This is a genomic window from Streptomyces sp. P13-3-3 (assembly GCF_050571355.1).
Taxonomy (GTDB): Bacteria; Actinomycetota; Actinomycetes; order Streptomycetales; family Streptomycetaceae; genus Streptomyces; species Streptomyces althioticus.
The window spans coordinates 117,206-140,709 of sequence record NZ_CP192228.1; the positions used below are offsets into that span (position 1 = coordinate 117,206).

At 69.9% G+C, this 23,504-nt stretch carries 23 protein-coding genes; 10 read left to right on the forward strand and 13 right to left on the reverse strand.

Features of this window, described 5'->3' with window-relative positions:
- Positions 1–73: 73 nt before the first annotated feature.
- Together ACQZOG_RS00545 and ACQZOG_RS00550 are read right to left on the reverse strand one after the other, a co-directional pair.
- Entirely contained in the window at positions 74–1,156 is a 1,083-nt protein-coding gene (locus ACQZOG_RS00545; RefSeq protein WP_033273263.1) for an inositol-3-phosphate synthase, read from the reverse strand.
- A 43-nt stretch (positions 1,157–1,199) separates the two neighbouring features.
- A complete protein-coding gene (locus ACQZOG_RS00550; RefSeq protein ID WP_033273264.1) occupies positions 1,200–1,883 on the reverse strand; it encodes a PadR family transcriptional regulator in 684 nt (227 codons plus the stop codon).
- A 396-nt stretch (positions 1,884–2,279) separates the two neighbouring features.
- On the opposite strand from ACQZOG_RS00550, the gene ACQZOG_RS00555 reads away from it, so the two are divergent.
- Both ACQZOG_RS00555 and ACQZOG_RS00560 read left to right on the forward strand, forming a co-directional pair.
- The gene (locus ACQZOG_RS00555) at positions 2,280–4,889 is read left to right on the forward strand and encodes a transglycosylase domain-containing protein (RefSeq protein ID WP_391605693.1); all 2,610 of its coding nucleotides are present in this window, start codon (positions 2,280–2,282) and stop codon (positions 4,887–4,889) included.
- Between the two features lie 101 nt (positions 4,890–4,990).
- The gene (locus ACQZOG_RS00560; RefSeq protein WP_430741188.1) at positions 4,991–6,493 is read left to right on the forward strand and encodes a glycosyltransferase family 87 protein; all 1,503 of its coding nucleotides are present in this window, start codon (positions 4,991–4,993) and stop codon (positions 6,491–6,493) included.
- A gap of 90 nt (positions 6,494–6,583) precedes the next feature.
- On the opposite strand, the gene ACQZOG_RS00565 is transcribed toward ACQZOG_RS00560, so the two are convergent.
- The 3 genes from ACQZOG_RS00565 to ACQZOG_RS00575 all read right to left on the reverse strand — a co-directional run bounded on the left by ACQZOG_RS00565 (position 6,584) and on the right by ACQZOG_RS00575 (position 9,322).
- Complete coding sequence (locus ACQZOG_RS00565; RefSeq protein ID WP_033273266.1) at positions 6,584–7,615, reverse strand: alanine racemase; 1,032 nt, start codon at positions 7,613–7,615, stop codon at positions 6,584–6,586.
- A gap of 101 nt (positions 7,616–7,716) precedes the next feature.
- Positions 7,717–8,838, reverse strand: a complete 1,122-nt coding sequence (femX, locus tag ACQZOG_RS00570) for a peptidoglycan bridge formation glycyltransferase FemX (RefSeq protein WP_033273267.1) — start codon at positions 8,836–8,838, stop codon at positions 7,717–7,719.
- A gap of 169 nt (positions 8,839–9,007) precedes the next feature.
- Positions 9,008–9,322 carry a hypothetical protein gene (locus ACQZOG_RS00575; RefSeq protein ID WP_033273268.1) on the reverse strand — a complete coding sequence of 105 codons (315 nt, stop codon included), beginning with the start codon at positions 9,320–9,322 and terminating at the stop codon, positions 9,008–9,010.
- A gap of 314 nt (positions 9,323–9,636) precedes the next feature.
- Here ACQZOG_RS00575 and rpsF point away from each other — a divergent pair, with 314 nt between their 5' ends.
- The 4 genes from rpsF to rplI all read left to right on the forward strand — a co-directional run bounded on the left by rpsF (position 9,637) and on the right by rplI (position 11,328).
- Positions 9,637–9,927, forward strand: coding sequence for a 30S ribosomal protein S6 (rpsF, locus tag ACQZOG_RS00580; protein ID WP_019324683.1), 291 nt, complete (start codon positions 9,637–9,639; stop codon positions 9,925–9,927).
- A 74-nt stretch (positions 9,928–10,001) separates the two neighbouring features.
- The gene (locus tag ACQZOG_RS00585; protein ID WP_058916465.1) at positions 10,002–10,583 is read left to right on the forward strand and encodes a single-stranded DNA-binding protein; all 582 of its coding nucleotides are present in this window, start codon (positions 10,002–10,004) and stop codon (positions 10,581–10,583) included.
- Positions 10,584–10,626: 43 nt separating this feature from the next.
- Positions 10,627–10,863, forward strand: a complete 237-nt coding sequence (gene rpsR / locus ACQZOG_RS00590; RefSeq protein WP_003949403.1) for a 30S ribosomal protein S18 — start codon at positions 10,627–10,629, stop codon at positions 10,861–10,863.
- Positions 10,864–10,881: 18 nt separating this feature from the next.
- Positions 10,882–11,328: a 50S ribosomal protein L9 gene (gene rplI, locus ACQZOG_RS00595; RefSeq protein WP_033273270.1), complete on the forward strand. Its 447-nt coding sequence runs from the start codon at positions 10,882–10,884 to the stop codon at positions 11,326–11,328.
- A 180-nt stretch (positions 11,329–11,508) separates the two neighbouring features.
- Here rplI and ACQZOG_RS00600 read toward each other — a convergent pair whose 3' ends face one another.
- Positions 11,509–12,846: an MATE family efflux transporter gene (locus ACQZOG_RS00600; protein WP_033273271.1), complete on the reverse strand. Its 1,338-nt coding sequence runs from the start codon at positions 12,844–12,846 to the stop codon at positions 11,509–11,511.
- A gap of 460 nt (positions 12,847–13,306) precedes the next feature.
- On the opposite strand from ACQZOG_RS00600, the gene dnaB reads away from it, so the two are divergent.
- Both dnaB and ACQZOG_RS00610 read left to right on the forward strand, forming a co-directional pair.
- The gene (gene dnaB / locus ACQZOG_RS00605; RefSeq protein WP_033273272.1) at positions 13,307–14,785 is read left to right on the forward strand and encodes a replicative DNA helicase; all 1,479 of its coding nucleotides are present in this window, start codon (positions 13,307–13,309) and stop codon (positions 14,783–14,785) included.
- Between the two features lie 54 nt (positions 14,786–14,839).
- Positions 14,840–16,225: a serine hydrolase domain-containing protein gene (locus ACQZOG_RS00610; protein ID WP_033273273.1), complete on the forward strand. Its 1,386-nt coding sequence runs from the start codon at positions 14,840–14,842 to the stop codon at positions 16,223–16,225.
- A 61-nt stretch (positions 16,226–16,286) separates the two neighbouring features.
- Here ACQZOG_RS00610 and ACQZOG_RS00615 read toward each other — a convergent pair whose 3' ends face one another.
- Positions 16,287–16,739, reverse strand: a complete 453-nt coding sequence (locus ACQZOG_RS00615; RefSeq protein ID WP_033273274.1) for a GNAT family N-acetyltransferase — start codon at positions 16,737–16,739, stop codon at positions 16,287–16,289.
- Positions 16,740–16,748: 9 nt separating this feature from the next.
- Complete coding sequence (locus tag ACQZOG_RS00620; RefSeq protein ID WP_033273275.1) at positions 16,749–17,213, reverse strand: MarR family winged helix-turn-helix transcriptional regulator; 465 nt, start codon at positions 17,211–17,213, stop codon at positions 16,749–16,751.
- 141 nt (positions 17,214–17,354) lie between these two features.
- On the opposite strand from ACQZOG_RS00620, the gene ACQZOG_RS00625 reads away from it, so the two are divergent.
- Positions 17,355–18,563, forward strand: a complete 1,209-nt coding sequence (locus tag ACQZOG_RS00625; protein WP_033273276.1) for an MFS transporter — start codon at positions 17,355–17,357, stop codon at positions 18,561–18,563.
- Between the two features lie 104 nt (positions 18,564–18,667).
- A complete protein-coding gene (locus tag ACQZOG_RS00630) occupies positions 18,668–19,087 on the forward strand; it encodes a GlcG/HbpS family heme-binding protein (RefSeq protein ID WP_033273277.1) in 420 nt (139 codons plus the stop codon).
- A 132-nt stretch (positions 19,088–19,219) separates the two neighbouring features.
- Here ACQZOG_RS00630 and ACQZOG_RS00635 read toward each other — a convergent pair whose 3' ends face one another.
- The 5 genes from ACQZOG_RS00635 to ACQZOG_RS00655 form a co-directional block, all read right to left on the reverse strand.
- On the reverse strand, positions 19,220–20,083 hold the full coding sequence (locus ACQZOG_RS00635) for a GNAT family N-acetyltransferase (protein WP_033273278.1): 864 nt from the start codon (positions 20,081–20,083) through the stop codon (positions 19,220–19,222).
- 87 nt (positions 20,084–20,170) lie between these two features.
- Positions 20,171–20,653: an NUDIX domain-containing protein gene (locus ACQZOG_RS00640; RefSeq protein ID WP_033273279.1), complete on the reverse strand. Its 483-nt coding sequence runs from the start codon at positions 20,651–20,653 to the stop codon at positions 20,171–20,173.
- Positions 20,654–20,742: 89 nt separating this feature from the next.
- Positions 20,743–21,648: a LysR family transcriptional regulator gene (locus ACQZOG_RS00645; RefSeq protein WP_033273280.1), complete on the reverse strand. Its 906-nt coding sequence runs from the start codon at positions 21,646–21,648 to the stop codon at positions 20,743–20,745.
- A 215-nt stretch (positions 21,649–21,863) separates the two neighbouring features.
- Positions 21,864–23,012: a cystathionine gamma-lyase gene (locus ACQZOG_RS00650; protein WP_033273281.1), complete on the reverse strand. Its 1,149-nt coding sequence runs from the start codon at positions 23,010–23,012 to the stop codon at positions 21,864–21,866.
- Positions 23,009–23,500 carry a low molecular weight protein-tyrosine-phosphatase gene (locus tag ACQZOG_RS00655; RefSeq protein ID WP_033273282.1) on the reverse strand — a complete coding sequence of 164 codons (492 nt, stop codon included), beginning with the start codon at positions 23,498–23,500 and terminating at the stop codon, positions 23,009–23,011. Before ACQZOG_RS00655 ends, ACQZOG_RS00650 begins: the two co-directional genes overlap by 4 nt.
- Positions 23,501–23,504: the final 4 nt, after the last annotated feature.

Sequence of the window (23,504 nt, forward strand, 5' to 3'; positions counted from 1 at the left end):
CACAGCCTCACATACGAAGGGGGTCTCCGGGACACACGACCCGGAGACCCCCGACTGCCCGCGGTGGTCGCGCTTAGCGCTCGACCTCGCCCTTGATGAACTTCCCGACGTTCTCACGGGCCTCGTCGTCGAAGTACTGCACCGGCGGCGACTTCATGAAGTACGAGGAGGCCGACAGGATGGGGCCACCGATGCCCCGGTCCTTGGCGATCTTCGCGGCGCGCAGGGCGTCGATGATGACACCGGCGGAGTTCGGGGAGTCCCAGACCTCGAGCTTGTACTCCAGGTTCAGCGGGACGTCACCGAAGGCGCGGCCCTCGAGGCGGACGTAGGCCCACTTGCGGTCGTCCAGCCAGGCGACGTAGTCGGACGGGCCGATGTGGACGTTCTTCTCGCCGAGCTCCCGGTCGGGGATCTGCGAGGTGACGGCCTGCGTCTTCGAGATCTTCTTCGACTCGAGGCGGTCGCGCTCGAGCATGTTCTTGAAGTCCATGTTGCCGCCGACGTTCAGCTGCATCGTGCGGTCCAGGATGACGCCCCGGTCCTCGAACAGCTTCGCCATGACGCGGTGCGTGATGGTGGCGCCGACCTGCGACTTGATGTCGTCGCCGACGATCGGGACACCCGCCTCGGTGAACTTGTCCGCCCACTCCTTGGTGCCGGCGATGAAGACGGGGAGGGCGTTGACGAAGGCGACCTTGGCGTCGATGGCGCACTGGGCGTAGAACTTCGCCGCGTCCTCGGAGCCGACGGGCAGGTAGCAGACGAGGACGTCGACCTGCTTGTCCTTGAGGACCTGCACGACGTCGGCCGGCTCCTCGGCGGACTCCTCGATGGTCTCGCGGTAGTACTTGCCGAGACCGTCGAGCGTGTGGCCGCGCTGGACCGTCACGCCGGTGCGGGGAACGTCGCAGATCTTGATGGTGTTGTTCTCGGAGGCGCCGATGGCGTCCGCGAGGTCGAGGCCGACCTTCTTGGCGTCCACGTCGAAGGCGGCGACGAACTCGACGTCACCGACGTGGTAGTCGCCGAACTGGACGTGCATCAGGCCCGGCACCTTGGCCGCCGCATCGGCGTCCTTGTAGTACTCGACTCCCTGCACCAGCGATGCGGCGCAGTTGCCCACGCCGACGATGGCTACGCGAACCGAACCCATTCCGGTTGCTCCCTGTGTGTACGAGTGAGGTCCTCGCGGACTCTCACGTGGCGGTGTCGCCGGGCGAATCCGGCCGGGGGTCGTCCCCGGACCGGGGCAGGTCGCCCGTCGCTCCAGATGTGGTGTCCTGCTGAGCGGGCCCCCCGGCGGCGGACCCCTTGAGGTCCCGGCCGGCCCGCTCGCTCTCGATGAGCTCGTTCAGCCAGCGCACTTCGCGCTCCACGGACTCCATCCCGTGGCGCTGGAGCTCAAGCGTGTAGTCGTCGAGGCGCTCCCGGGTCCGGGCCAGGGAGGCGCGCATCTTCTCGAGGCGCTCCTCCAGCCGGCTGCGGCGGCCCTCGAGCACGCGCATACGGACGTCGCGCGACGTCTGCCCGAAAAAGGCGAACCGCGCGGCGAACGTCTCGTCCTCGTACGCGTCCGGTCCCGTCTGGGCGAGCAGCTGTTCGAAGTGCTCCTTGCCCTCCGCCGTCAGGCGGTAGACGATCTTGGCGCGGCGCCCGGCCAGCGGTGCGGCGAGGGCGTCCTCGGTGGTGTTCCCCGGTTCCTCGATCAACCAGCCGTTGGCGAGCAGCGTCTTGAGGCAGGGATAGAGCGTCCCGTAGCTGAACGCACGGAACACACCCAGTGACGTATTGAGTCGCTTGCGCAGCTCGTACCCGTGCATCGGGGCCTCGCGGAGCAGGCCGAGTACGGCGAACTCGAGGATTCCGGAACGCCGGCTCATCGTCGCCTCCCCTCTGCCCCGGTCGTGCCCCGATGGGCTCGTGTGCGGCTCACGGCCGCCTTTATGTCGCGCTGATGTATCGACTCGATACATCACGACGATAGAACGACCTTCCGGGAGCGACAAGAGGGGGGAGAGTGAACGGGATCACATCACCGTTTCATTGCGAGCAAGTTGCCTGATTTGAGGTGAACTTCTGCGCCCGGGGGGTTTTGGCGGTGCGTAGTCTGTGCGCCATGCAGACCACCGGGAACCGAGTGACGACTGGGGGCGTCCTTGTCCCCGGTGCAGTACGGATGAATGCGCCGAGCGCCGCATCCGTACTTCGGGGGGACCGGAAACCAGCCGCCGTTTCCAGGCGCGCAGAGATGCGCCTGCCCGAGGAGTAGTCGTTCGATGAGCGAGCACCGTCGCAAACCGCCGCAGCCGCAGGGAGGCGGACGTGCCGCGGCCCGACGCGGCCAGTCCGGCTCGTCCTCCGGCCGCCGAGCGGCACCGCGAGGCGCCACCGGATCTCCGTCCGATTCCTATGGGTCGGGAACACGCGGTGCGGGGAGTGAGGCCCGCACCTACGGCAGCCGTGCCGAGGCACGACGCGCGGCACAGCGGGGAGGGTCCCGCCGCGCCGCCGGACCCGGGCGCGGACGTGGGCGCGCGGCCCCTCCGGCCAAGAAGAAGATCATCGACTATCCGCGCTACGACAAGGACGGCTGGCGACGCTGGCTGCCGTCCTGGAAGCTCGTGTCCGGCCTGTGCCTGGCCTTCTTCGGCGGCCTCGTCGCCGTGGCCGGGATCGGGTACGCGATGGTGAGCGTCCCCAGCGAGGAGAACGCCGCGGCGCGGTCCGAGAACAACGTCTACTACTGGGAAGACGGCACCCAGATGGTCGCCACCGGCAGCGGCCAGAACCGGCAGAACATCAGCTTCGACCGGATCCCCGAGGCCATGCGCTGGGCGGTGATCTCGGCCGAGAACAAGAGCTTCTACAAGGACTCGGGCATCGACCCCATGGGCATCGCCCGCGCGCTCGGCAACATGGCGACCGGTGGTGACACCCAGGGCGGGTCGACGATCACCCAGCAGTTCGTGAAGAACACCTACCTGACCCAGGAGCAGACGCTCTCCCGGAAGTTCAAGGAGATGTTCATCTCCATCAAGGTGGGCACCAAGCTCTCCAAGGACGAGATCCTCCAGGGCTACCTGAACACCTCCTACTACGGCCGCGGCGCCTACGGCATCCAGGCCGCCGCCCAGACGTACTACGGCAAGGACGCGGTCGACCTCACGCCCAGCGAGTGCGCCTTCCTCGCGGCCCTCCTCAAGGGCCCGACGTACTACGACCCGGCCGGCAACGAGAGCATCGACAGCTCGGCGAACGCCCGGGACAACCGGAAGCGGTCCGAGGAGCGCTGGGCCTGGATCCTCGAGCAGATGCACAAGGACGAGCACCTCTCGACCGCCGAGTACCAGGAGGCGATCAAGAGGTACCCGATGCCCCAGGGCCGCAAGGCCACCAAGGGCATGACCGGCCAGGTCAGCTACCTGGTCGACACGGCCAAGCGGTACGTCCTGAAGAACTCGGACATCTCCGAGGCGCAGTTCGACCAGGGCGGTTACCAGATCTACACGACCTTCGAGAAGGACAAGGTCGAGGCGCTGGCCAAGGCCGTGAAGAAGGTCGAGAAGGAGAACATCGACCCGAAGCGCGAGAAGGACCAGCACGTCCAGTTCGGCGCGGCCACGGTGAAGCCCAAGGACGGCGCCATCGTCGCCCTGTACGGCGGCCCCGGGTTCGAGAACGGCCACTTCGTCAACAACGCCGACACCTCCGGTGTCCCGGTCGGTTCGACGTGGAAGCCCTTCGTGCTCGCCGCGGCGATGCAGCACGGCACGTACAAGACCAACGGTGTGGGCGTCTCGCCGGCCAGTAAGTACAACGGCAACGACCACCTGAAGATCCTGAACAACGACGGCTCCTACGTCCTCAAGAAGGACAACACCCCGTTCTTCCAGGAGAACGAGAGCGACAAGCCGTGGGGCTACATCAGCCTGCGGAAGGCGATGGAGCAGTCGGTCAACACCCCGTTCGTGCAGCTGGGCATGGACGTGGGGATGAAGAAGGTGGCGGACGTCGCACAGAAGTCCGGCATCCTCAAGGACAGCTTCGCGGACCTCAACGCCTCGTTCGCGCTCGGTACGTCCACGCCCAGCGCGATCCGTATGGCGGACGCGTACGCGACGTTCGCGGCGTCGGGCAAGCAGGCCGAGCCGTACTCGGTGACCGAGGTCAAGTACCGGGGCTCGGAGCTGCCCAACTTCGAGAAGCCGCGGGTCAAGCAGGCGATGCCCGAGAAGGTGGCGAACAATGTCACCGACGTGCTCGAGAACGTGATCGAGAACGGTACGGCGCAGCATGCCAAGGAGCTCGGGCGCCGGGCGGCCGGCAAGACGGGTACCACGGACGAGAACAAGTCCGCCTGGTTCGTCGGCTACACCCAGCAGCTGTCGACCGCGGTCACGATGTTCCGTGAGGACCCCAAGAGCCACAAGCTGCTCTCCATGAACGGCACGGCGGGCAAGGACTCGATCCACGGTGGTGACATCCCCACCGAGGTGTGGACGGAGTTCATGAAGGTCGCGCTGAAGGGTGCGTCGGACCCCGGCTTCCCCAAGGCCGAGAAGATCGGCGAGGTCGCCGACGGGGTCGGCGCACCGTCGCCGACCCCGACCGAGACGGAGACCGAGGAGGCGACGCCGTCCGAGTCACCGACGCCGTCCGAGACGGTGACCACCCCGCCCCCGCCCACGGAGACCGAGACCTGTGGTCCCTTCGACTTCCGTTGCCGGGACGAGGAAGAGGACGACGGCGGGACCGGAAACGGCGGTGGTGACAACGGCGGCACCGACGGAGGCGCGAGTTCGTCGCCCGATCCCACCGAGAGCGAGGACCCCGGAGGTCCCCGGGGCGGCGGCAACGGCGGCCTGTTCGGAGGCTCCGGCGGCTGAGCCGTCACACCCGCCCGATGTGGGCGTTTCACGTGAAACATGGGCCGCCGTACCCGACGGGTACGGCGGCCCTCGCCGTATCACCGCACAGGTACGGCAGGATGTGCGGCATGCCCAGTGGAAAAACGACGAGCGTCCACGAGCCGGACCCGGTGCGGCCGACGGAGGAGGACCGGGTCGCAGCGGCCGGCAGCGAACTGATCGGGGGACCGATCGGCCGGCGTGCCCTGTTCGGCAGATCCTGGTGGACCCCGGTGCGGGTGATCGCGCTCGTGGCGATCAGTGTGTTCGCGCTCGGGCTGGTGCAGAAGGCGCCCTGTTACAACGGCGCCTGGTTCTTCGGCGCGAGTTCGCAGTACACGCACGCCTGCTACTCGGACATTCCGCACCTGTACCAGGGACGCGGCTTCGCCGACGGGCTGGTGCCGTACTTCGACCGGCTCCCGGGGGACATGGAGTACCTGGAGTACCCGGTCCTGACGGGCGTCTTCATGGAGGTCGCCGCGTGGCTCACCCCGGGCAGCGGCAGCATCCAGCACCAGGAGCAGTGGTACTGGATGGTCAACGCCGGGATGCTCATGGCGTGCGCGGCCGTCATCGCCGTGTGCGTGACGCGCACCCACGCCCGGCGGCCCTGGGACGGTCTGCTCGTCGCTCTCGCCCCTGCCTTCGCGCTGACCGCCACCATCAACTGGGACCTGCTGGCGGTCGCTCTGACGGCCGCCGCGATGCTGATGTGGTCGCGGGGCCGCGCCCTCGCCTTCGGCGTCCTGCTGGGCCTCGCCACGGCCGCCAAGCTCTATCCCGTACTGATCCTCGGACCTCTGCTCGTGCTGTGCTGGCGCGCGGGCCGGTGGAGGCAGTACTGCACGGCGCTCGGCGGAGCCGCCGTCGCCTGGATCGTCGTGAACGGGCCGGTGATGCTGTTCGCCTTCGACGGCTGGTCGAAGTTCTACACGTTCAGCCAGGAACGCGGCGTCGACTTCGGGTCCTTCTGGCTCATCCTGGCGCAGAACTCGGACGACCCGATCGCCACCGAGACGGTCAACACGCTCGCGACGCTGCTGATGCTGCTGTGCTGCGCGGGCGTGGCGGCCCTGACACTCACGGCGCCGCGCCGGCCGCGCTTCGCGCAGCTGGCCTTCCTGATCGTCGCGGCGTTCATCCTCACCAACAAGGTCTACTCGCCGCAGTACGTGCTGTGGCTGGTACCCCTCGCGGCGCTGGCCCGGCCCAAGTGGCGTGACTTCCTGATCTGGCAGGCCTGCGAGGTGACGTACTTCCTGGGCATCTGGATGTACCTCGCGTACACGACCAGCGGGGACGCCCACAAGGGCCTGCCCACCGACGGCTACCACTGGGCCATCGGCGCGCACCTGGCGGGGACGCTCTTCCTGTGCGTCATGGTCGTCCGCGACATCCTGATGCCGGATCGGGACCCGGTGCGCCGCTCCGGCGACGACGACCCCTCGGGTGGCGTGCTGGACGGCGCCGAGGACGTCTTCGTGCTCGGCCCCGCGGCGCGTCCCGCGCGCCACGCGGCCCACTTCGAGGCGCCTCAGGTCGACTGGGGCAGAACGCCGGCCGAGGGCGGTTCGCTCTGAGCGAACGGTCGGGAGGCGCCCGCGGACCACGCGAAGGGCCGTGCACGGAACGTCCGTGCACGGCCCTTCGCGATGGGTCCCGGAATTGTCTCAGCGGTCGACGAGCCGGTCGAACTGGGTCGTGGTGTGCCGCAGATGGGCCACCAACTCCTCGCCGACCTGGGGCTCCGGTGCGTCGGACGGCACGAACAGGATGGACACCTGCATGTGCGGCGGCTCGGCGAACCAGCGCTGCTTGCCGGCCCACACGAACGGCGAGAGGTTCCGGTTGACGGTCGCGAGGCCCGCCCGGGCGACCCCCTTGGCGCGCGGCATGACGCCGTGCAGGGCCTTGGGGGACTCCAGCCCCACCCCGTGGGACGTTCCGCCCGCCACGACCACCAGGTAGCCGTCCGAGGCGGCCTTCTGCTGCCGGTAGCCGAACCGGTCCCCCTTGGCGACCCGGGTGACGTCCAGGACCGCGCCGCGGTACTCGGTGGCCTCGTGGTCCCCCAGCCAGAGCCGGGTGCCGATCCGGGCGCGGAAACGGGTCTGCGGGAACTGCTGCTGGAGGCGGGCCAGCTCGTCGGCCTTGAGGTGGCTGACGAACATCGTGTGCAGCGGCAGACGGGCCGCCCGCAGCCGGTCCATCCAGCCGATGACCTCCTCGACGGCGTCGGAGCCGTCGGTGCGGTCCAGCGGGAGGTGGATGGCGAAGCCCTCCAGCCGGACGTTCTCTATCGCGGCGTGCAGCTGGGGCAGGTCCTGCTCGCTGATGCCGTGCCGCTTCATCGAGGACATCACCTCGATGACGACGCGGGCGCCGACCAGGCCGTAGACGCCGTCGACGGACGACACCGAGCGGATGACCCGGTCGGGCAGCGGCACCGGCTCCTCGCCCCGCCGGTACGGCGTCAGCACCAGCAGGTCACCGCCGAACCAGTCCTTGATCCGCGCGGCCTCGTACGTCGTGCCGACGGCCAGGACGTCCGTGCCCAGCCGTGTGGCCTCCTCGGCGAGACGCTCGTGGCCGAAGCCGTAGCCGTTGCCCTTGCAGACGGGGACGAGCCCCGGGAACTGCTCCTGCACGTGCTTGTGATGCGCCCGCCAGCGCGCGGTGTCGACGTAGAGCGTGAGCGCCATGGCCGGACCTGGAACCTTTCTCGTGGCTGCGGTGTAACAAAGGTATGGGAGGCGACGAAAGCCGTCAGGCTACGAAGACGGATACCGCGGCGAAGCGCGGATCAGCGGCGGGACATGTACATGTCGAGCGCCTTGTGGAGCAGCTTGTTGAGAGGGAAGTCCCACTCGCCGAGGTACTCGGCCGCCTGCCCGCCGGTGCCGACCTTGAACTGGATCAGGCCGAAGAGGTGGTCGGTCTCGTCCAGCGAGTCGGAGATGCCGCGGAGGTCGTAGACGGTGGCACCGAGCGCGTAGGCGTCGCGCAGCATGCGCCACTGCATCGCGTTCGAGGGGCGGACCTCACGGCCGATGTTGTCGGAGGCGCCGTAGGAGTACCAGACGTGCCCGCCGACGATCAGCATGGTCGCCGCGGACAGGTTCACGCCGTTGTGCCGCGCGAAGTACAGCCGCATGCGGTTGGGGTCCTCGGTGTTGAGGGCCGTCCACATCCGCTGGAAGTACGACAGCGGGCGCGGCCGGAAGTGGTCGCGCACAGCGGTGATCTCGTACAGCCGCTGCCACTCGGCCAGGTCCTCGTAGCCGCCCTGGACGACCTCGACGCCGGCCTTCTCGGCCTTCTTGATGTTGCGGCGCCACAGCTGGTTGAAGTTCTTGTGGACCTCTTCGAGCGAGCGGTTCGCCAGCGGCACCTGGTAGACGTAGCGCGGCTGGACGTCGCCGAAGCCGGCGCCGCCGTCCTCGCCCTGCTGCCAGCCCATGCGGCGCAGCTTGTCCGCGACCTCGAAGGCGCGGGGCTCGATGAAGTCGGCCTCCAGGTCACGCAGGCGCTTGACGTCCTGGTCCTGGATGCCCCGCTTGATGGTGGGAGCCTCCCAGCGGCGGATGATCACCGGCGGGCCCATCTTCACGGAGAAGGCGCCCTGCTGCTTCAGGTGGGCGAGCATCGGCTCGATCCACTCCTGGAGGTTCGGCGCGAACCAGTTGATGACCGGACCCTCGGGCAGGTAGGCGAGGTAGCGCTTGATCTTGGGCAGCTGCCGGTAGAGCACCAGACCCGCGCCGACCATCTCGCCGGTGCGGTCGTCGAACCAGCCGAGGCTCTCCGAGCGCCACTCCGCCTTGACGTCTGCCCAGGCCGGGACCTGCATGTGGCTCGCCGACGGCAGGCTCTGGATGTATGCCAGATGCTGCTCGCGACTGATGGTCCTCAGGGTCAGGCTCATTCGGGGCGCTCCTCGGGCTGGTGTGTCCCCATGGGTTCAGGGGCTCCGGCTCTCGCGCGAAGCCTACTGCGCCCCGGGTGCGGCCCGTCTGGGCGCACGGGACCTTCGCCCCGGCCGGCGGGCGGCCGGGGCAGTGGACGATGTGTGGAAGGGGCGGGTGGTGGCGGCGTCAGTCGACGACTCCGCCGAAGAGTCCGCCGTGCGCCATGCCCAGGAAGAAGCCGACCGCCGCCAGACCGAGGCCCAGGATCAGCCCGAAACGCTCGCGCGTCGTGACGGAGACCCACTGGCCGTACGCCCCGGTGAGGACGCCGATCAGGCCGGTCCAGGAGCTGAGCAGGTGCAGGTGATGGAACTGCGCCGAGATGAAGGCGGTGAGCCCCAGCACCAGGGTCACCGCGAGCAGGGTGTCCTGGAGCGGATGGGGCTTGCCGTCGGTGGCGAAGAGTCCGCCGGCGGTGTTGGGTCGCATTGCCTGTGCCATGGGCACCTCCTGCGAAGGGCGGCGCATCGTAGCGCCGTACACACCCGATGTGTCCAGATTGACGGTCCTCACGGCCGGATTTCAACCGGAAGCCGCTGTGCGGGTACTCTGTAGCGTCTGCACCGGTGTCTGTCCGGACAGATCCAGGCGGGAGCAGGAGAGGGTCACGACCCCTCCGTCCGGCCCGGAAGCCCGCCGCCCGACCCCGTTGTCAGTGGCGGCTGTTCTACTGACAGGCAACGTTGCGCAACGCATCACGACCCTCCTGCCACGGAACGACCGTGGCCGCTGAGTCCAAAGGAGGTGGGTTCCACATGCGTCACTACGAGGTGATGGTCATCCTCGACCCCGATCTCGAGGAGCGCTCTGTCTCCCCGCTGATCGAGAACTTCCTCTCTGTCGTCCGTGACGGCGGCGGAAAGGTCGAGAAGGTCGACACCTGGGGCCGTCGTCGTCTCTCGTACGAGATCAAGAAGAAGCCCGAGGGCATCTACTCGGTCATCGACCTGCAGGCCGAGCCTGCGGTCGTCAAGGAGCTCGACCGCCAGATGAACCTGAACGAGTCGGTCCTCCGGACCAAGGTCCTCCGTCCCGAGACCCACTGAGCTCCGCTCAGCTGATCCCGGGATCCGAGTAGCAGCACAAGCAGCCAGCAGCAAACCCGCCGAGAGGTTCCCCCATGGCAGGCGAGACCGTCATCACGGTCGTCGGCAATCTTGTCGACGACCCCGAGCTGCGCTTCACCCCGTCCGGTGCGGCCGTCGCGAAGTTCCGTGTCGCGTCGACCCCCCGCACCTTCGACCGCCAGACGAACGAGTGGAAGGACGGCGAGAGCCTGTTCCTGACCTGCTCCGTCTGGCGTCAGGCGGCGGAGAACGTCGCCGAGTCGCTCCAGCGAGGCATGCGCGTCATCGTGCAGGGCCGGCTGAAGCAGCGGTCCTACGAGGACCGTGAGGGCGTCAAGCGCACGGTCTACGAGCTGGACGTCGAGGAAGTCGGCGCCAGCCTGCGCAACGCCACGGCCAAGGTCACCAAGACCACCGGCCGCGGCGGCCAGGGCGGCTACGGCGGCGGTGGCGGCGGCGGCCAGCAGGGCGGCGGCTGGGGCGGCGGCCCCGGCGGCGGCCAGCAGGGCGGCGGCGCTCCTGCCGACGACCCGTGGGCGACCGGTGCTCCCGCCGGTGGCCAGCAGGGCGGTGGCGGCGGCTGGGGCGGTGGCTCCGGCGGCAGCGGCGGCTACTCGGACGAGCCCCCCTTCTAGGGCGGGCCGTACCCACACTTCTTGATCACACAGGAGAATCACCATGGCGAAGCCGCCTGTGCGCAAGCCGAAGAAGAAGGTCTGCGCATTCTGCAAGGACAAGGTCACGTACGTGGACTACAAGGACACGAACATGCTGCGGAAGTTCATTTCCGACCGCGGCAAGATCCGTGCCCGCCGCGTGACCGGTAACTGCACCCAGCACCAGCGTGACGTCGCCACGGCCGTGAAGAACAGCCGTGAGATGGCGCTGCTGCCCTACACGTCCACCGCGCGATAAGGGAAGGGTGACCCACTCATGAAGATCATCCTTACCCACGAGGTCTCCGGCCTCGGTGCCGCGGGCGACGTCGTCGACGTCAAGGACGGCTACGCTCGCAACTACCTGGTTCCGCGGAAGCTTGCTATCCGCTGGACCAAGGGTGGCGAGAAGGACGTCGAGCAGATCCGTCGTGCTCGCAAGATCCACGAGATCCACACCATCGAGCAGGCCAACCAGGTGAAGGCCCAGCTCGAGGGCGTCAAGGTCCGCCTGGCCGTCCGCTCCGGCGACGCCGGCCGTCTCTTCGGTTCCGTCACCCCGGCCGACATCGCTTCGGCGATCAAGGCTTCCGGTGGCCCCGAGGTCGACAAGCGCCGCATCGAGCTCGGTTCGCCGATCAAGACGCTGGGCGCCCACGAGACGTCGGTGCGTCTGCACCCCGAGGTTGCCGCCACGGTCAACATCGAGGTCGTCGCCGCCTGAAGGCAGCGCTCGCTGAAGCAGTGAGCATGGGGGCCGCATCCGTCAGGGTGCGGCCCCCATCGCTGTTCGTGCCAGGGGCCTCACGGGTAGCCGACCTGAGCGCGAGGTTCCACGTGAAGCGCGCTGTTCCGCATGAGGCGCGCTGTTTCACGTGAGGGCGGGCTGTTTCACGTGAAACGGTCAGCGCGCCGCGCCGGTCACGACCCAGCGGCCGGAGCGGGAACGCAGCCACAAGGTCAGCATCCGCACGGCCATCATCAGCGTCATCGTGGCCCACAGTGCGGTGAGCCCACCCCCGAGCACGGGCACCAGCAGGGCGGCCGGGGTGAAGACGGCGAGGGTCACGAGCATGGCCCAGGCCAGATACGGCCCGTCGCCCGCGCCCATCAGGACACCGTCCAGCACGAAGACGATGCCGCAGATCGGCTGGGACAGCGCCACGATGATCAGGGCAGGCAACGCCGCGTCCTTCACCGCGGAGTCGCTGGTGAAGAGCGGCAGGAACACCGGCCGTGCCAGGACGACCAGCACGCCCAGGACGACACCGACGGCCACGCCCCACTCGACCATGCGTCGGCACACGTCCCGTGCTCCCTGCGCGTCACCGGCTCCGAGATAGCGCCCGATGATGGCCTGTCCCGCGATGGCGATGGCGTCGAGGGCGAAGGCGAGCAGACTCCACAGGGAGAGGATGATCTGGTGGGCCGCGATGTCGGAGTCGCCCAGCCGGGCGGCGACCGCCGTCGCGATCAACAGGATCGCCCGCAGCGAGAGCGTCCTCACCAGGAGCGGTGCGCCTGCCTGGGCCGACGCCCGGATGCCGGCGGCGTCGGGTCGCAGGGAGGCCCCGTGCTGACGGGCGCCGCGCAGCACCACGGCCAGATAGACCGCGGCCATGCCGCACTGCGCGATCACGGTGCCCCAGGCCGACCCGGCGATACCGAGGCCGGCGCCGTAGACCAGGACGACGTTGAGGATGCCGTTGGCGACGAAGCCGGCGACCGCCACGTAGAGCGGGGTCCGGGTGTTCTGGAGTCCGCGGAGCACTCCGGTCGCCGCGAGCACGATCAGCATGGCCGGGATACCGAACGACGAGATCCGCAGGTAGGTGACGGCGTACGGGGCGGCGGTCTCGGAGGCGCCGAAAAGGTCCACGAGCGCGGGCGCCGTCGGGAGGACGACCGCCATGACGGCGGCGCCGAGCAGCAGGGCCAGCCAGATGCCGTCCATGCCCTGACGGATGGCGGCGGGGAGGTCGCCGGCGCCCACCCGCCGGGCGACGGCCGCCGTGGTGGCGTAGGCGAGGAAGACGAAGACGCTCACCGAGGTCACCAGGAGGGCCGACGCGACGCCGAGGCCGGCGAGCTGTGCCGTGCCGAGATGGCCGACGATGGCGCTGTCCGCCATCACGAACAGGGGCTCGGCGACGAGGGCGCCGAAGGCCGGGACGGCCAGCATGACGATCTCTCGGTCATGCCGGCGGCGGGCGGCGTTGGGGCGCGCGGGGGCCTGTGTCATGTGCACCAATCTAATCATCCACAGGTAAGAGATGCCAGCAGTTTACGACCCTTACTTTGTGGCTCAGGGTGTGGGGTTGCGTACACCTGTCGAACCGATTGTGATCCCCGTGGGAAAGTTTTTCTTCTACACAGCCGGTGGACGGCAAAGTGCCAGATCAGACGCCCCTTCACAGGGTGTTCACGGGCTTGTTCACAGCGCTGTCCACCGCCTCGTGCACAGGTTTCGCGGAGTTCTCCACAGCTCTGGGCCCGTCATCCACACGGCCTGTGGATAACCAGATTGGCTGACGGTGCCGACAGGCCTACGGTGGTCCGGCACCTGCTCCGTCCACCGGTTCTGGAAACGTCATAAAACCGGCGTGCGACAAGCGGAGTTGGGCCCCTTATTTGTCAGTGTCGTGCCGTAGAACTGAGGGGCACGGCGAGATCCGCTCCGGCGGACGGGAGGAGGTGGCTCGGTGAGCATTTCCGAGCCCTTGGACGACCCGTGGGCCGACAGCGGTCCCAGTGATCGTCTGCCCGCCTCCCGCCGTACGGGCGACCACGGCAGAGGCCGTGACGAGCAGCACGACCGCGGCCCGGACCGGGGCGTGTGGGACGAGGGAGGCTCCGCCTTCGAGCGGGTCCCGCCCCAGGACCTGGAGGCGGAGCAGTCCGTGCTGGGCGGCATGCTGCTGTCCAAGGACGCCATCGCCGACGTGGTCGAGATCCTCAAGGGCCACGACTTCTACAAGCCGGCCCACGAGACGGTCTACACCGCCATCCTCGACGTCTACGCCAAGGGTGAGCCGGCCGACCCGATCACCATCGCCGCCGAACTGACCAAGCGCGGCGAGATCAACAAGGTGGGCGGGGCGTCGTACCTGCACACCCTCGTGCAGACGGTGCCCACGGCGGCCAACGCCGCGTACTACGCGGAGATCGTGCACGAGCGGGCGGTGCTGCGCCGCCTGGTCGAGGCGGGCACCCGCATCACCCAGATGGGATACGCGGCCGACGACGACGTGGACGAGATCGTCAACCGCGCCCAGGCGGAGATCTACGCCGTCACCGAGCAGCGCACCAGCGAGGACTACCTGCCGCTCGGCGACATCATGGAGGGCGCCCTCGACGAGATCGAGGCGATCGGGTCGCGCAGCGGCGAGATGACGGGTGTGCCCACCGGGTTCACCGACTTCGACTCGCTCACCAACGGCCTGCACCCCGGTCAGATGATCGTCATCGCCGCGCGTCCCGCGATGGGCAAGTCGACGCTCGCGCTGGACTTCGCGCGGGCCGCCTCCATCAAGAACAACCTGCCCAGCGTCATCTTCTCGCTCGAGATGGGCCGCAACGAGATCGCGATGCGTCTGCTGTCCGCGGAGGCCCGCGTCGCCCTGCACCACATGCGGTCCGGCACGATGACCGACGAGGACTGGACCCGGCTGGCCCGGCGGATGCCGGACGTCTCGGCCGCCCCGCTCTACATCGACGACTCCCCGAACCTGTCGATGATGGAGATCCGCGCCAAGTGCCGGCGGCTGAAGCAGCGCAACGACCTGAAGCTGGTGGTCATCGACTACCTCCAGCTGATGCAGTCCGGCGGCTCCAAGCGGGCCGAGAGCCGTCAGCAGGAGGTCTCGGACATGTCCCGTAACCTCAAGCTGCTCGCCAAGGAGCTGGAGATCCCGGTCATCGCGCTGTCCCAGCTGAACCGTGGTCCCGAGCAGCGCACGGACAAGAAGCCGATGGTCTCCGACCTGCGTGAATCGGGCTCCATCGAGCAGGATGCCGACATGGTGATCCTGCTGCACCGCGAGGACGCGTACGAGAAGGAGTCTCCCCGCGCGGGCGAGGCCGACCTGATCGTCGCCAAGCACCGTAACGGCCCGACGGCCACGATCACGGTCGCCTTCCAGGGCCACTACTCGCGGTTCGTGGACATGGCGCAGACCTGAGGCGCCGCGACACACCCGGGCGTGTCGGCACGGCTCACCTGCTGAACTGGTGGCATGACGTCACCTCAGGAAGAACTGCTGCCCGGTACCCGGCGGGCGCTGCTGCACCGGGTCGCCGTCGCGCAGCGGGAAGGGCGGGCGCCGTCGCTCGTCGCGGCCGTCGTGCGGGACGGGAGGACCGTGTGGAGCGGGACCCGGACCTCGATGGAGGGCGAGGCCCCGGACGGCGATGTCCAGTACCGGATCGGTTCGATCACCAAGACCTTCACCGCCGTCCTGGTGCTGCGGCTGAGGGACGAAGGGCTGCTCGACCTCGCCGACCCGCTGGAGAGGCACCTGCCCGGCACCGGTGTGGGTGAGGTGACCGTCGTCGACCTGCTCGCCCACCGTGCCGGCCTGGCCGCCGAGACGCCCGGCCCCTGGTGGGAGCGAACCCCCGGTTCCCTGCGTCCCGACCTCGCCGACGTCCTGGGGGAGCGTCCCCTCATCCACCCCGTGGGGCGGCGCTTCCACTACTCGAACCCCGGCTACGCGCTCCTCGGCGCGCTGGTCGAGGAGCTGCGCGGGGCGCCGTGGGCGGACGTCCTACGGCGTGAGGTGCTGGAACCTCTGGGGCTGCACCGCACCACCGTCGAGCCTGTGGCGCCGCACGCGGGCGGCTGGGCCGTGCATCCGTGGGCCGACGTGATGCAGCCCGAGCCGCTGGAGAACCTGGGCGTGATGGCTCCCGCCGGGCAGTTGTGGTCCACCACCGGCGACCTGGCACGCTTCGCGGCCTTCCTGGCCGCGGGGGACGAGCGGGTGCTGAGCGCCGAGTCGGTGCGGGAGATGAGGACGCCGGCGGCGCCGGCCGAGGCGGCGGACGTGGCCGACGGTTACGCCTACGGTCTGGGGATGGAGCTGCGTCATCAGCACGGCAGGGCGCTCGTCGGGCACACCGGCTCGCTCCCGGGGTTCCTGGCCTGCCTGACGATGAGCCTCGCCGACGACGTCGGCGCGGTGGTTCTCGCCAACTGCACCTCCGGGCCGGCGCCCTTCACCGTCGCCGCGGACCTGGTGCGGATCGTCGCGGAGGCGGAACCTCGCATCCCCGCGCCCTGGCGGCCGCTCCGGAAGGCCGATTCCGCCGCGCTCGACCTGGTGGGCCAGTGGTACTGGGGGACGTACGCCTTCGGGTTGCGGCTGTCCGCCGACGGGCTGCTCGCGTTGGAGCCGCTCTCCGGAAAGGGGCGGCGTTCACGCTTCCGTCCGGACGGTGACGACGGCTGGGTGGGGCTCGAGGGCTACTACGCCGGGGAGGTACTGAAGCCCGTACGGCGCCCGGACGGCACGGTCAGCCACCTCGACCTCGGCTCCTTCGTGTTCACCCGGCAGCCGTACGAGGAGGGCGCTGCGGTACCCGGCGGCGTGGACGCCGACGGGTGGCGGGGTCTTTCGTAGACCCCGCGGGCGCCCGGACGTACACGTGCGGCCGTGTTTCACGTGAAACACGGCCGCTTCCTCACAGCGCCAGCTTGAAGCCCACGTGCGATGCCGTGAAGCCGAGCCGCTCGTAGAAGCGGTGGGCGTCGGTGCGGCTGTTGTCCGTTGTCAGCTGGACCAGTTGGCAGGCCTCGCGGCGGGAGGCGTCGATCGCCCACTCGATCAGCCGGGTGCCCAGACCGCCACCGCGTTCGTCCGCGTGGATGCGTACGCCCTCGATGACCGAGCGCGTGGCGCCGCGCCGGGACAGTCCTGGAATGATCGTGAGCTGAAGCGTCCCGACGACCCGCTCCTCCCGGACGGCGACGACAAGGTGCTGGTTCGGGTCGGTACGCAGCCGTTCCATCGCGGTCAGGTAGGGCGCGAGGTCGTCCGGAGACTCCCGCTGCGCGCCCAGGGGGTCGTCCGCCAGCATGGCGACGATCGCCGGTACGTCATCGGTGGTCGCGGGCCGTATCTCAAGATCTTCCATGCCCGCAGCCTAAGCGGGCACCGGCGCCTTCAGCGTCTCCACGGCGCGGACCAGGGGGGCGAGTTCGGGGTTCTTCGCCGCCTCGTCGAGCGCCTCGCGCAGCGCGGTGTCGTTGGTGGGCCGCGCCTCCTCCAGCAGCTCGAGGCCGGCCTCGGTGACGTCGGTGTAGATGCCGCGGCGGTCGGTGGGGCAGAGATACCGCTCCAGCAGGCCGCGGTCCTCGAGTCGCGTGACCAGCCGGGTGGTGGCGCTCTGGCTGAGCACGACTGCGTCGGCGACCTGCTTCATCTGCAGATGGCCGCCCTCACCGGTGTGCTGCCGGCTCAACACGTCGAGCAGGGAGTACTCCCGCACGCTCAGATCGTGCCGGGCCTGCAGTGCGCGCTCGATGTGGGCCTCGATCCTCCCGTGCAGCAGCGAGAGAGCGCACCAACCCTGGGAGAGGGCGGTGAGTGCGGGATCCGTGGCTGTCATGGGGTGGTTCCTCCGTCCAGCAGCGTCTGACTCCAGGGTAGACCACGGCCGCAATATCCAGCGCTTGCAAATATCCCGCGTCTGCAATTATTGTCTAGTCTCGTTAAGCGCTCCCGCAATCTCTGGAAGGTCTGTTCCCCCATGCCTCTCGCGCTTCTGGCCCTCGCGATCGGGGCCTTCGGGATCGGCACCACCGAATTCGTGATCATGGGCTTGCTGCCCGAGGTCGCGGGCGACTTCGGTGTCTCCATCCCCACCGCCGGTTACCTGGTGACCGGTTACGCCCTGGGTGTCATGTTCGGCGCCCCCCTGATGACCGTGCTCGGCACCAAGATCTCCCGGAAGCGCATGCTGATGCTGCTGATGGGCCTCTTCGTCGTCGGGAACCTGCTCTCGGCGCTGGCCCCCAGCTTCGGCCTCATGCTGACCGGACGGGTGGTCGCGTCCCTGGCTCACGGCGCTTTCTTCGGCATCGGCTCCGTCGTCGCCGCCGACCTGGTCGCCCCCGACAAGCGGGCCGGCGCCATCTCCCTGATGTTCACCGGTCTCACCGTCGCCAACGTCGTCGGTGTGCCGCTGGGCACCCTGGTCGGCCAGTCCCTCGGCTGGCGCGTCACCTTCGGCATCGTCGCCGCGCTCGGCGTGGTCGGCCTGCTGGGCGTCGCCAAGCTCGTGCCCGACATGCCCAAGCCCGAGGGCGTACGGCTGCGCCACGAGCTGGCCGCCCTGAAGAACGTGCAGGTCCTCCTCGCCATGGCGATGACCGTGCTCGGCTTCGGCGGCGTCTTCGCGGCGATCACGTACATCGCGCCGATGATGACGCACGTCGCGGGCTTCGCCGACGGCTCCGTCACCTGGCTGCTGGTGCTGTTCGGCCTCGGCATGGTCGGCGGCAACCTGGTCGGCGGCAAGTACGCCGACCGCGCCCTGATGCCGATGCTGTACGTGTCCCTCGGCGCGCTCGCCGCCGTCCTGGCGCTGTTCACCCTGACCGCCCACAACAAGATCGCCGCGGCCGTCACCATCGCCCTCGTCGGCGCACTCGGCTTCGCCACCGTCCCTCCGCTGCAGAAGCGGGTCCTGGACCACGCGCACGGCGCGCCCACCCTGGCCTCGGCGCTCAACATCGGCGCCTTCAACCTGGGCAACGCGCTGTCCGCCTGGCTGGGCGGCCTCGTGATCGCCGCCGGGCTCGGCTACACCGCCCCCAACTGGGTCGGCGCCGTCCTCGCCGCGGCAGCTTTGGCGCTCGCCGTCCTCTCGGCCGGCCTCGAGCGCCGCGAGCGGGCGGCCGGCACACCGGCCTCCGGCACGGTCCCCGCGGAGCGGCCGACCGTCGCCACGCACTGAACAGCGACGCCTCCAGGCGCGGGGCCAGGGCCGTCCCCGCGCCCGCCGGCCCCCCTCCCGTCCGTCACGACGGACACCGCACCCACCGCAAGGAGAACCACCTCATGACCACCACCGCCGTCGCCCCGCTGACCACCGCGGACGCCGAAGCCCTCGTCACCGCCGCGGTCGAGGCCGCCGAGAAGGCCGGCGTCACCGTCAGCGTCACCGTCCTCGACGCGGGCGGACACCTGCTCGCCTTCCGCCGGGACGACCGTGCCGTGCTGATCTCCGGCGAGACCAGCACGCGCAAGGCCTACACCGCGCTGCAGCTGAACGCCCCCACCGCCGACCTGGTGGACGCCGTGCAGCCCGGCGGCCTCTTCCACACCCTCCCCACCGCCCTCGACCGGCCGCTGCTCTTCATCGCCGGCGGCGTGCCCGTACGGCGTGACGGCCGGCTGATCGGCGCCGTCGGTGTCGGCGGCGGCGCCCCGGAGCAGGACCACGGCTTCGCCACGGCCGCCGTGGAGTCCCTCGCCTGACGTCGGACGGGCGCCACGCCCCGGACGTCGCACAGGACAGCCGTACAACGCACATCACGTGCCATACGGCGCACTACGAGGCGACGCCGGTCCCGCACCGCATGCGGGACCGGCGTCGCCGTCTGCCTGCCGTCAGGCGGCCGCCACCGTCACCGGGGCGAACCGCCGGCCCCAGTCCCCGGGGAGTTCCGTGATGCCGTGCGTCATGACGGCGTTGAACGCGACCGGCGCGAGGCCGTGCTCCTTCACCCAGTCGAGCAATGCGCCGTGACGGACGTCGATGTCGGTGCGCAGCGGCCGGTTGGTGTGGGCGGCCAGGGAGGCGATGAGAGCCTGGGCCGTCGCGGTGTCCCGGGCGATCAGCGGGCCCACGACGTGGGTGTGCATGTTGGGCCATGCGGCGGCGTAGCCGATGATCCGTCCGTCCTCCTCGGCCACCCGCAGCTGGTCCGCGAAGGCGGGCAGGCGGGTCACGATGTGGGTCCGGTCCAGGCCGAAGACCTCTTCGTCCAGCCGCAGGATCGCGGGGAGGTCGTCGGCGGTGGCCGTGCGGGTCAGGACGTCCGCCCGGCCGGACGGGACGAAGAGGCCGCGCACCATCTCGGCCTGCCCGGTGACCTTGAAACCGAGCTCCTCGTACAACGGCCGTCCGAGAGGCGTGGCGTGCAGGGTGAGGGGAGTCGTGCCCGCCTCTTCCAGCACATGGCGCATCAGCCGGCGCCCGAGGCCCTGCCGGGAGTGGCGCTCCGCGACGAGCACCATGCCCACGGCGGCCAGGGAGGGCTGCTCCCGGGGTCCGTACTCGGTGACGACGCAGGCAGCCGCCAGACCGCCGTCGGGGGCGTCGATGCCGTGACCGCGTCCGGCCGCGAGCAGGAGTCCCCACTTGTGCTCCTCCCGGGGCCACCCCCGGTCCTCGGACAGGTCGGCGCAGGCGGTGAGATCGCGGAGCGTCAGACGGCGGATGGGCAGGGCGTCGAGAGAAGGTGTCGGCACGCACGTCAGGCTGTCCGGCCGGAGCCTTCGGCGTCCACCTGTTTCCGCAGATGCGTACGTGCTTTTGGCCATCCCGTCCGGCCGGGATCAGCCCAGGTCGGAGGCGTGCAGGGCACGTACCCCTTCGATGTTGCCGTCGAGGTAGTGCCGCAGGGACAGCGGGACGAGGTGCACGGAGGCGATGCCGACCCGGGTGAACGGCACCCGCACGATCTCGTACTCGCCGGCGGGTTCCTCGACCTCCGGACCGTGCCGCAGGGACGGGTCCATGGACTCCAGACGACAGACGAAGAAGTGCTGCACCTTCACGCCGGTGGAGCCCTCGTCCTCGCCGATGTGCTCCACGGTGTCCACGAAGCACGGCACCACATCGGTGATCTTGGCGCCGAGCTCCTCGTACACCTCGCGGTGCAGGGCATGGACGACGGTCGCGTCCTCCGGCTCGACCCCGCCGCCGGGGGTGACCCAGTACGGGTCCACACCGGGTTTGGTGCGCTTGATCAGGATCAGGTGATCGCCGTCCAGCAGAACGGCTCGGGCGGTGCGCTTGACCACGGGTCGGACGGTCATGGGGGAAATGTGGCCCAGCTGGTTCCACGTGAAACATCGCCGGACGCCCTTGCTCCGGCCGCGTGGACACCGTGCCGCCGGCACCCCTGTCAGCACCAGTCGGCGGCCGCCCGCTCCAGCCATTCATGGGCCCGTGCGATGTGCGGCATCGCCAGCGTGCCGGTGCGGACGGCCAGGAAATAGGTGCGCAGCGGAGGCACCGTGGGCTCGTACAGGGCCAGGACGTCGCCGCGCTCCAGCGCGCCCGCGCAGAGGTAGCGCGGCAGCACGGCGAGGCCCGCCCCCGCCGTGGCACACGCCAGCACCGCGCGCAGGTCCGGGACGATCACCGTGCCCGGACACACCGGACGGGAGTCGAACACGGCGGCCCAGTAGCGGGAGACGAAAGGCAGTGACTCGTGCACCTCCACGACCGGGACCCGCTCGAGGGCGGCCGGGCCGGCCCGGCGGAGCGCCGCCACGCCGATCCGCCTGGTCCAGCCGGGCGCGGCGACCAGGACGTGCTCCTCGTCGCAGAGCGCCGTCGCCGAGAGCAGCGCGCCACGTGGACGGACGGTGCTGATGGCCAGGTCGTGGTGGCCGGCGGCGAGCCCTTCGAGGACCTCGTCCGCCGTGCCGAAGGAGGCGCGGAGCGCGAAGCCGTGGCCGTCCTCGCCGGTCAGCTCCGTCAGCGCGGGCAGCGCCCGCTCGGCGGTGAACTCGGGCGGCCCGGCCAGATGCAAGGTGCGTAAGGAGGAGTCCTCCTCCAGCCGGGACTCGGCTATCTCCACCAGCGCGTCCAGGTGCGGAGCCGCTTTGTGGGCGAGTTCGTCGCCGATCGTCGTCGGCGTCACCCCGCGCGCCTGCCGCAGGAACAGAGGCCGTCCGACCTGCCGCTCCAGGGTCCTGATCTGTGAGGTGACCGCCGGCTGCGAGAGCCCCAGCAGGGCCGCCGCGCGCGTGAAGGAACCGGCCCGGTGCACGGTCACGAAGGTCCGCAGCAAGGCCAGATCCACGGCACGCACCCTCCCTCGTCGGCCCGCCGCGGACCGGACGGGACCAACTATAAATTTGTCGATAGGTCGCTGTCGCTACGGTGATTGGACACTGACAGTCAGTCAACTAGCCTAAGTCGCGCGGTTCTTCGCGCGCAGAACCGAGGACGGTCCGAGCCACGAGGGGGGAGGCTCGGACCGTCCGCAGCGGGTGTCGCAGGTCGGACGTCCGCCGGTCAGCCCGCGGTCACGTCCAGCGCCCGCAGCACGTCCGCGATCAGGTCCTCCGGGTCCTCGGCGCCGACGGAGAAGCGGACGAATCCCTCCGGAACCGCGTCCCCGCCCCAGCGGCCACGCCGCTCCGCCGTGGACCGCACGCCGCCGAAGCTCGTCGCGTCGTCCACGAGCCGCAGGGCCTCGAGGAAGCCGTCCGCCCGTTCGCGGGACGGCAGTGTGAAGGACACCACGCACCCGTAGCGGCGCATCTGCTGCGACGCGATCTTGTGCGACGGGTCGTCCGGCAGCCCCGGGTACCGCAGACCCGTGACCTCCGGCCGCTCCCGCAGCGCCTCCGCGAGCCGCATCGCCGTCGCGTTCTGCCGCTCCACCCGCAGCTGCAGCGTGGCGATCGACCGGTGCGCGAGCCACGCCTCCATCGGCCCCGGAATGGCGCCGGTGATCTTGCGCCAGCGCCGCACCGCGGCCATCGCCTCGGCGTCGCGGCCGGTGACGTACCCGAGGAGCACGTCACCGTGGCCGGTCAGCTGCTTGGTGCCGCTGGCCACCGCGAAGTCCGCGCCGAGCTCCAGCGGGCGCTGGCCGAGCGGCGTCGCCAGGGTGTTGTCGACGGCGACCAGAGCCCCCCGCGCGTGGGCCGCTTCGGCGAGCCTCCGCACGTCGCACACGTCGAGTCCGGGGTTCGAGGGCGTCTCGATCCACAGCAGCTTCGCGCCGTCCAGCACCTCCAGCTGGGCGTCGCCGCCGGTCGGCGCGGTGCGCACCTCGATGCCGTACGCCTCCAGCTGGGCGCGCGCCAGCGGCAGCGCCTGGTAGCCGTCGTCCGGCAGGACGACCGCGTCCCCCGCGCGGAGCTGCGAGAACAGCACCGCGGAGATGGCGGCCATGCCCGAGGCGAACACGAGCGTCTCGACGTCGTCACGCCCCGGGGCCTCCAGCTCGCCGATCGCCCGCTCCAGCAGAGTCCACGTCGGATTCTCGTCCCGGCCGTAGGTGTACGGGCCGGTGGGGTCGCCCGGCAGATGGAAGTGGGCCGCGAACACCGGCCCGGGCAGGGTCGGCTCGTGCTTCACCGGCTCGGGCAGCCCGGCCCGCACCGCACGGGTGCCGTCGCCCGGTCCGCCCGTGCCCCTGGTCGCGTCGTTCATGCCGCCCGTCCTTCCACCTGCTCACGTACCGCGGCGAGCAGTCCGTGGCTCGCCGCCTCCACCATCTCAAGACACGCGTCGAAACCCTCGGGTCCCCCGTAGTACGGGTCGGGCACGTCGAGGTCGTCGCCGGCCGCCGGGTCGTACGACCGCAGCAGCCGGACCTTCTCCGCGTCCCGCTCCGTGGGGGCGAGACGACGCAGTGCCCTGAGGTGGCCGGCGTCCAGGGCGACGACCAGGTCGAGCCCGCGGAACCAGGACGGGTCGAACTGCCGGGCCGTGTGCTCGGCGCCGTAGCCGTTCTCCCGCAGCACGGCGACGGTGCGGGGGTCCGCGCCCTCGCCCTCGTGCCAGCCGCCGGTACCGGCGCTGTCGACCTCGACCAGGTCCTCGAGACCGGCCTCCGCCACGCGGGTACGGAAGACGAACTCGGCCATCGGGGAACGGCAGATGTTGCCGGTGCACACGAAGCAGACGCGGTAGGTCATGGTG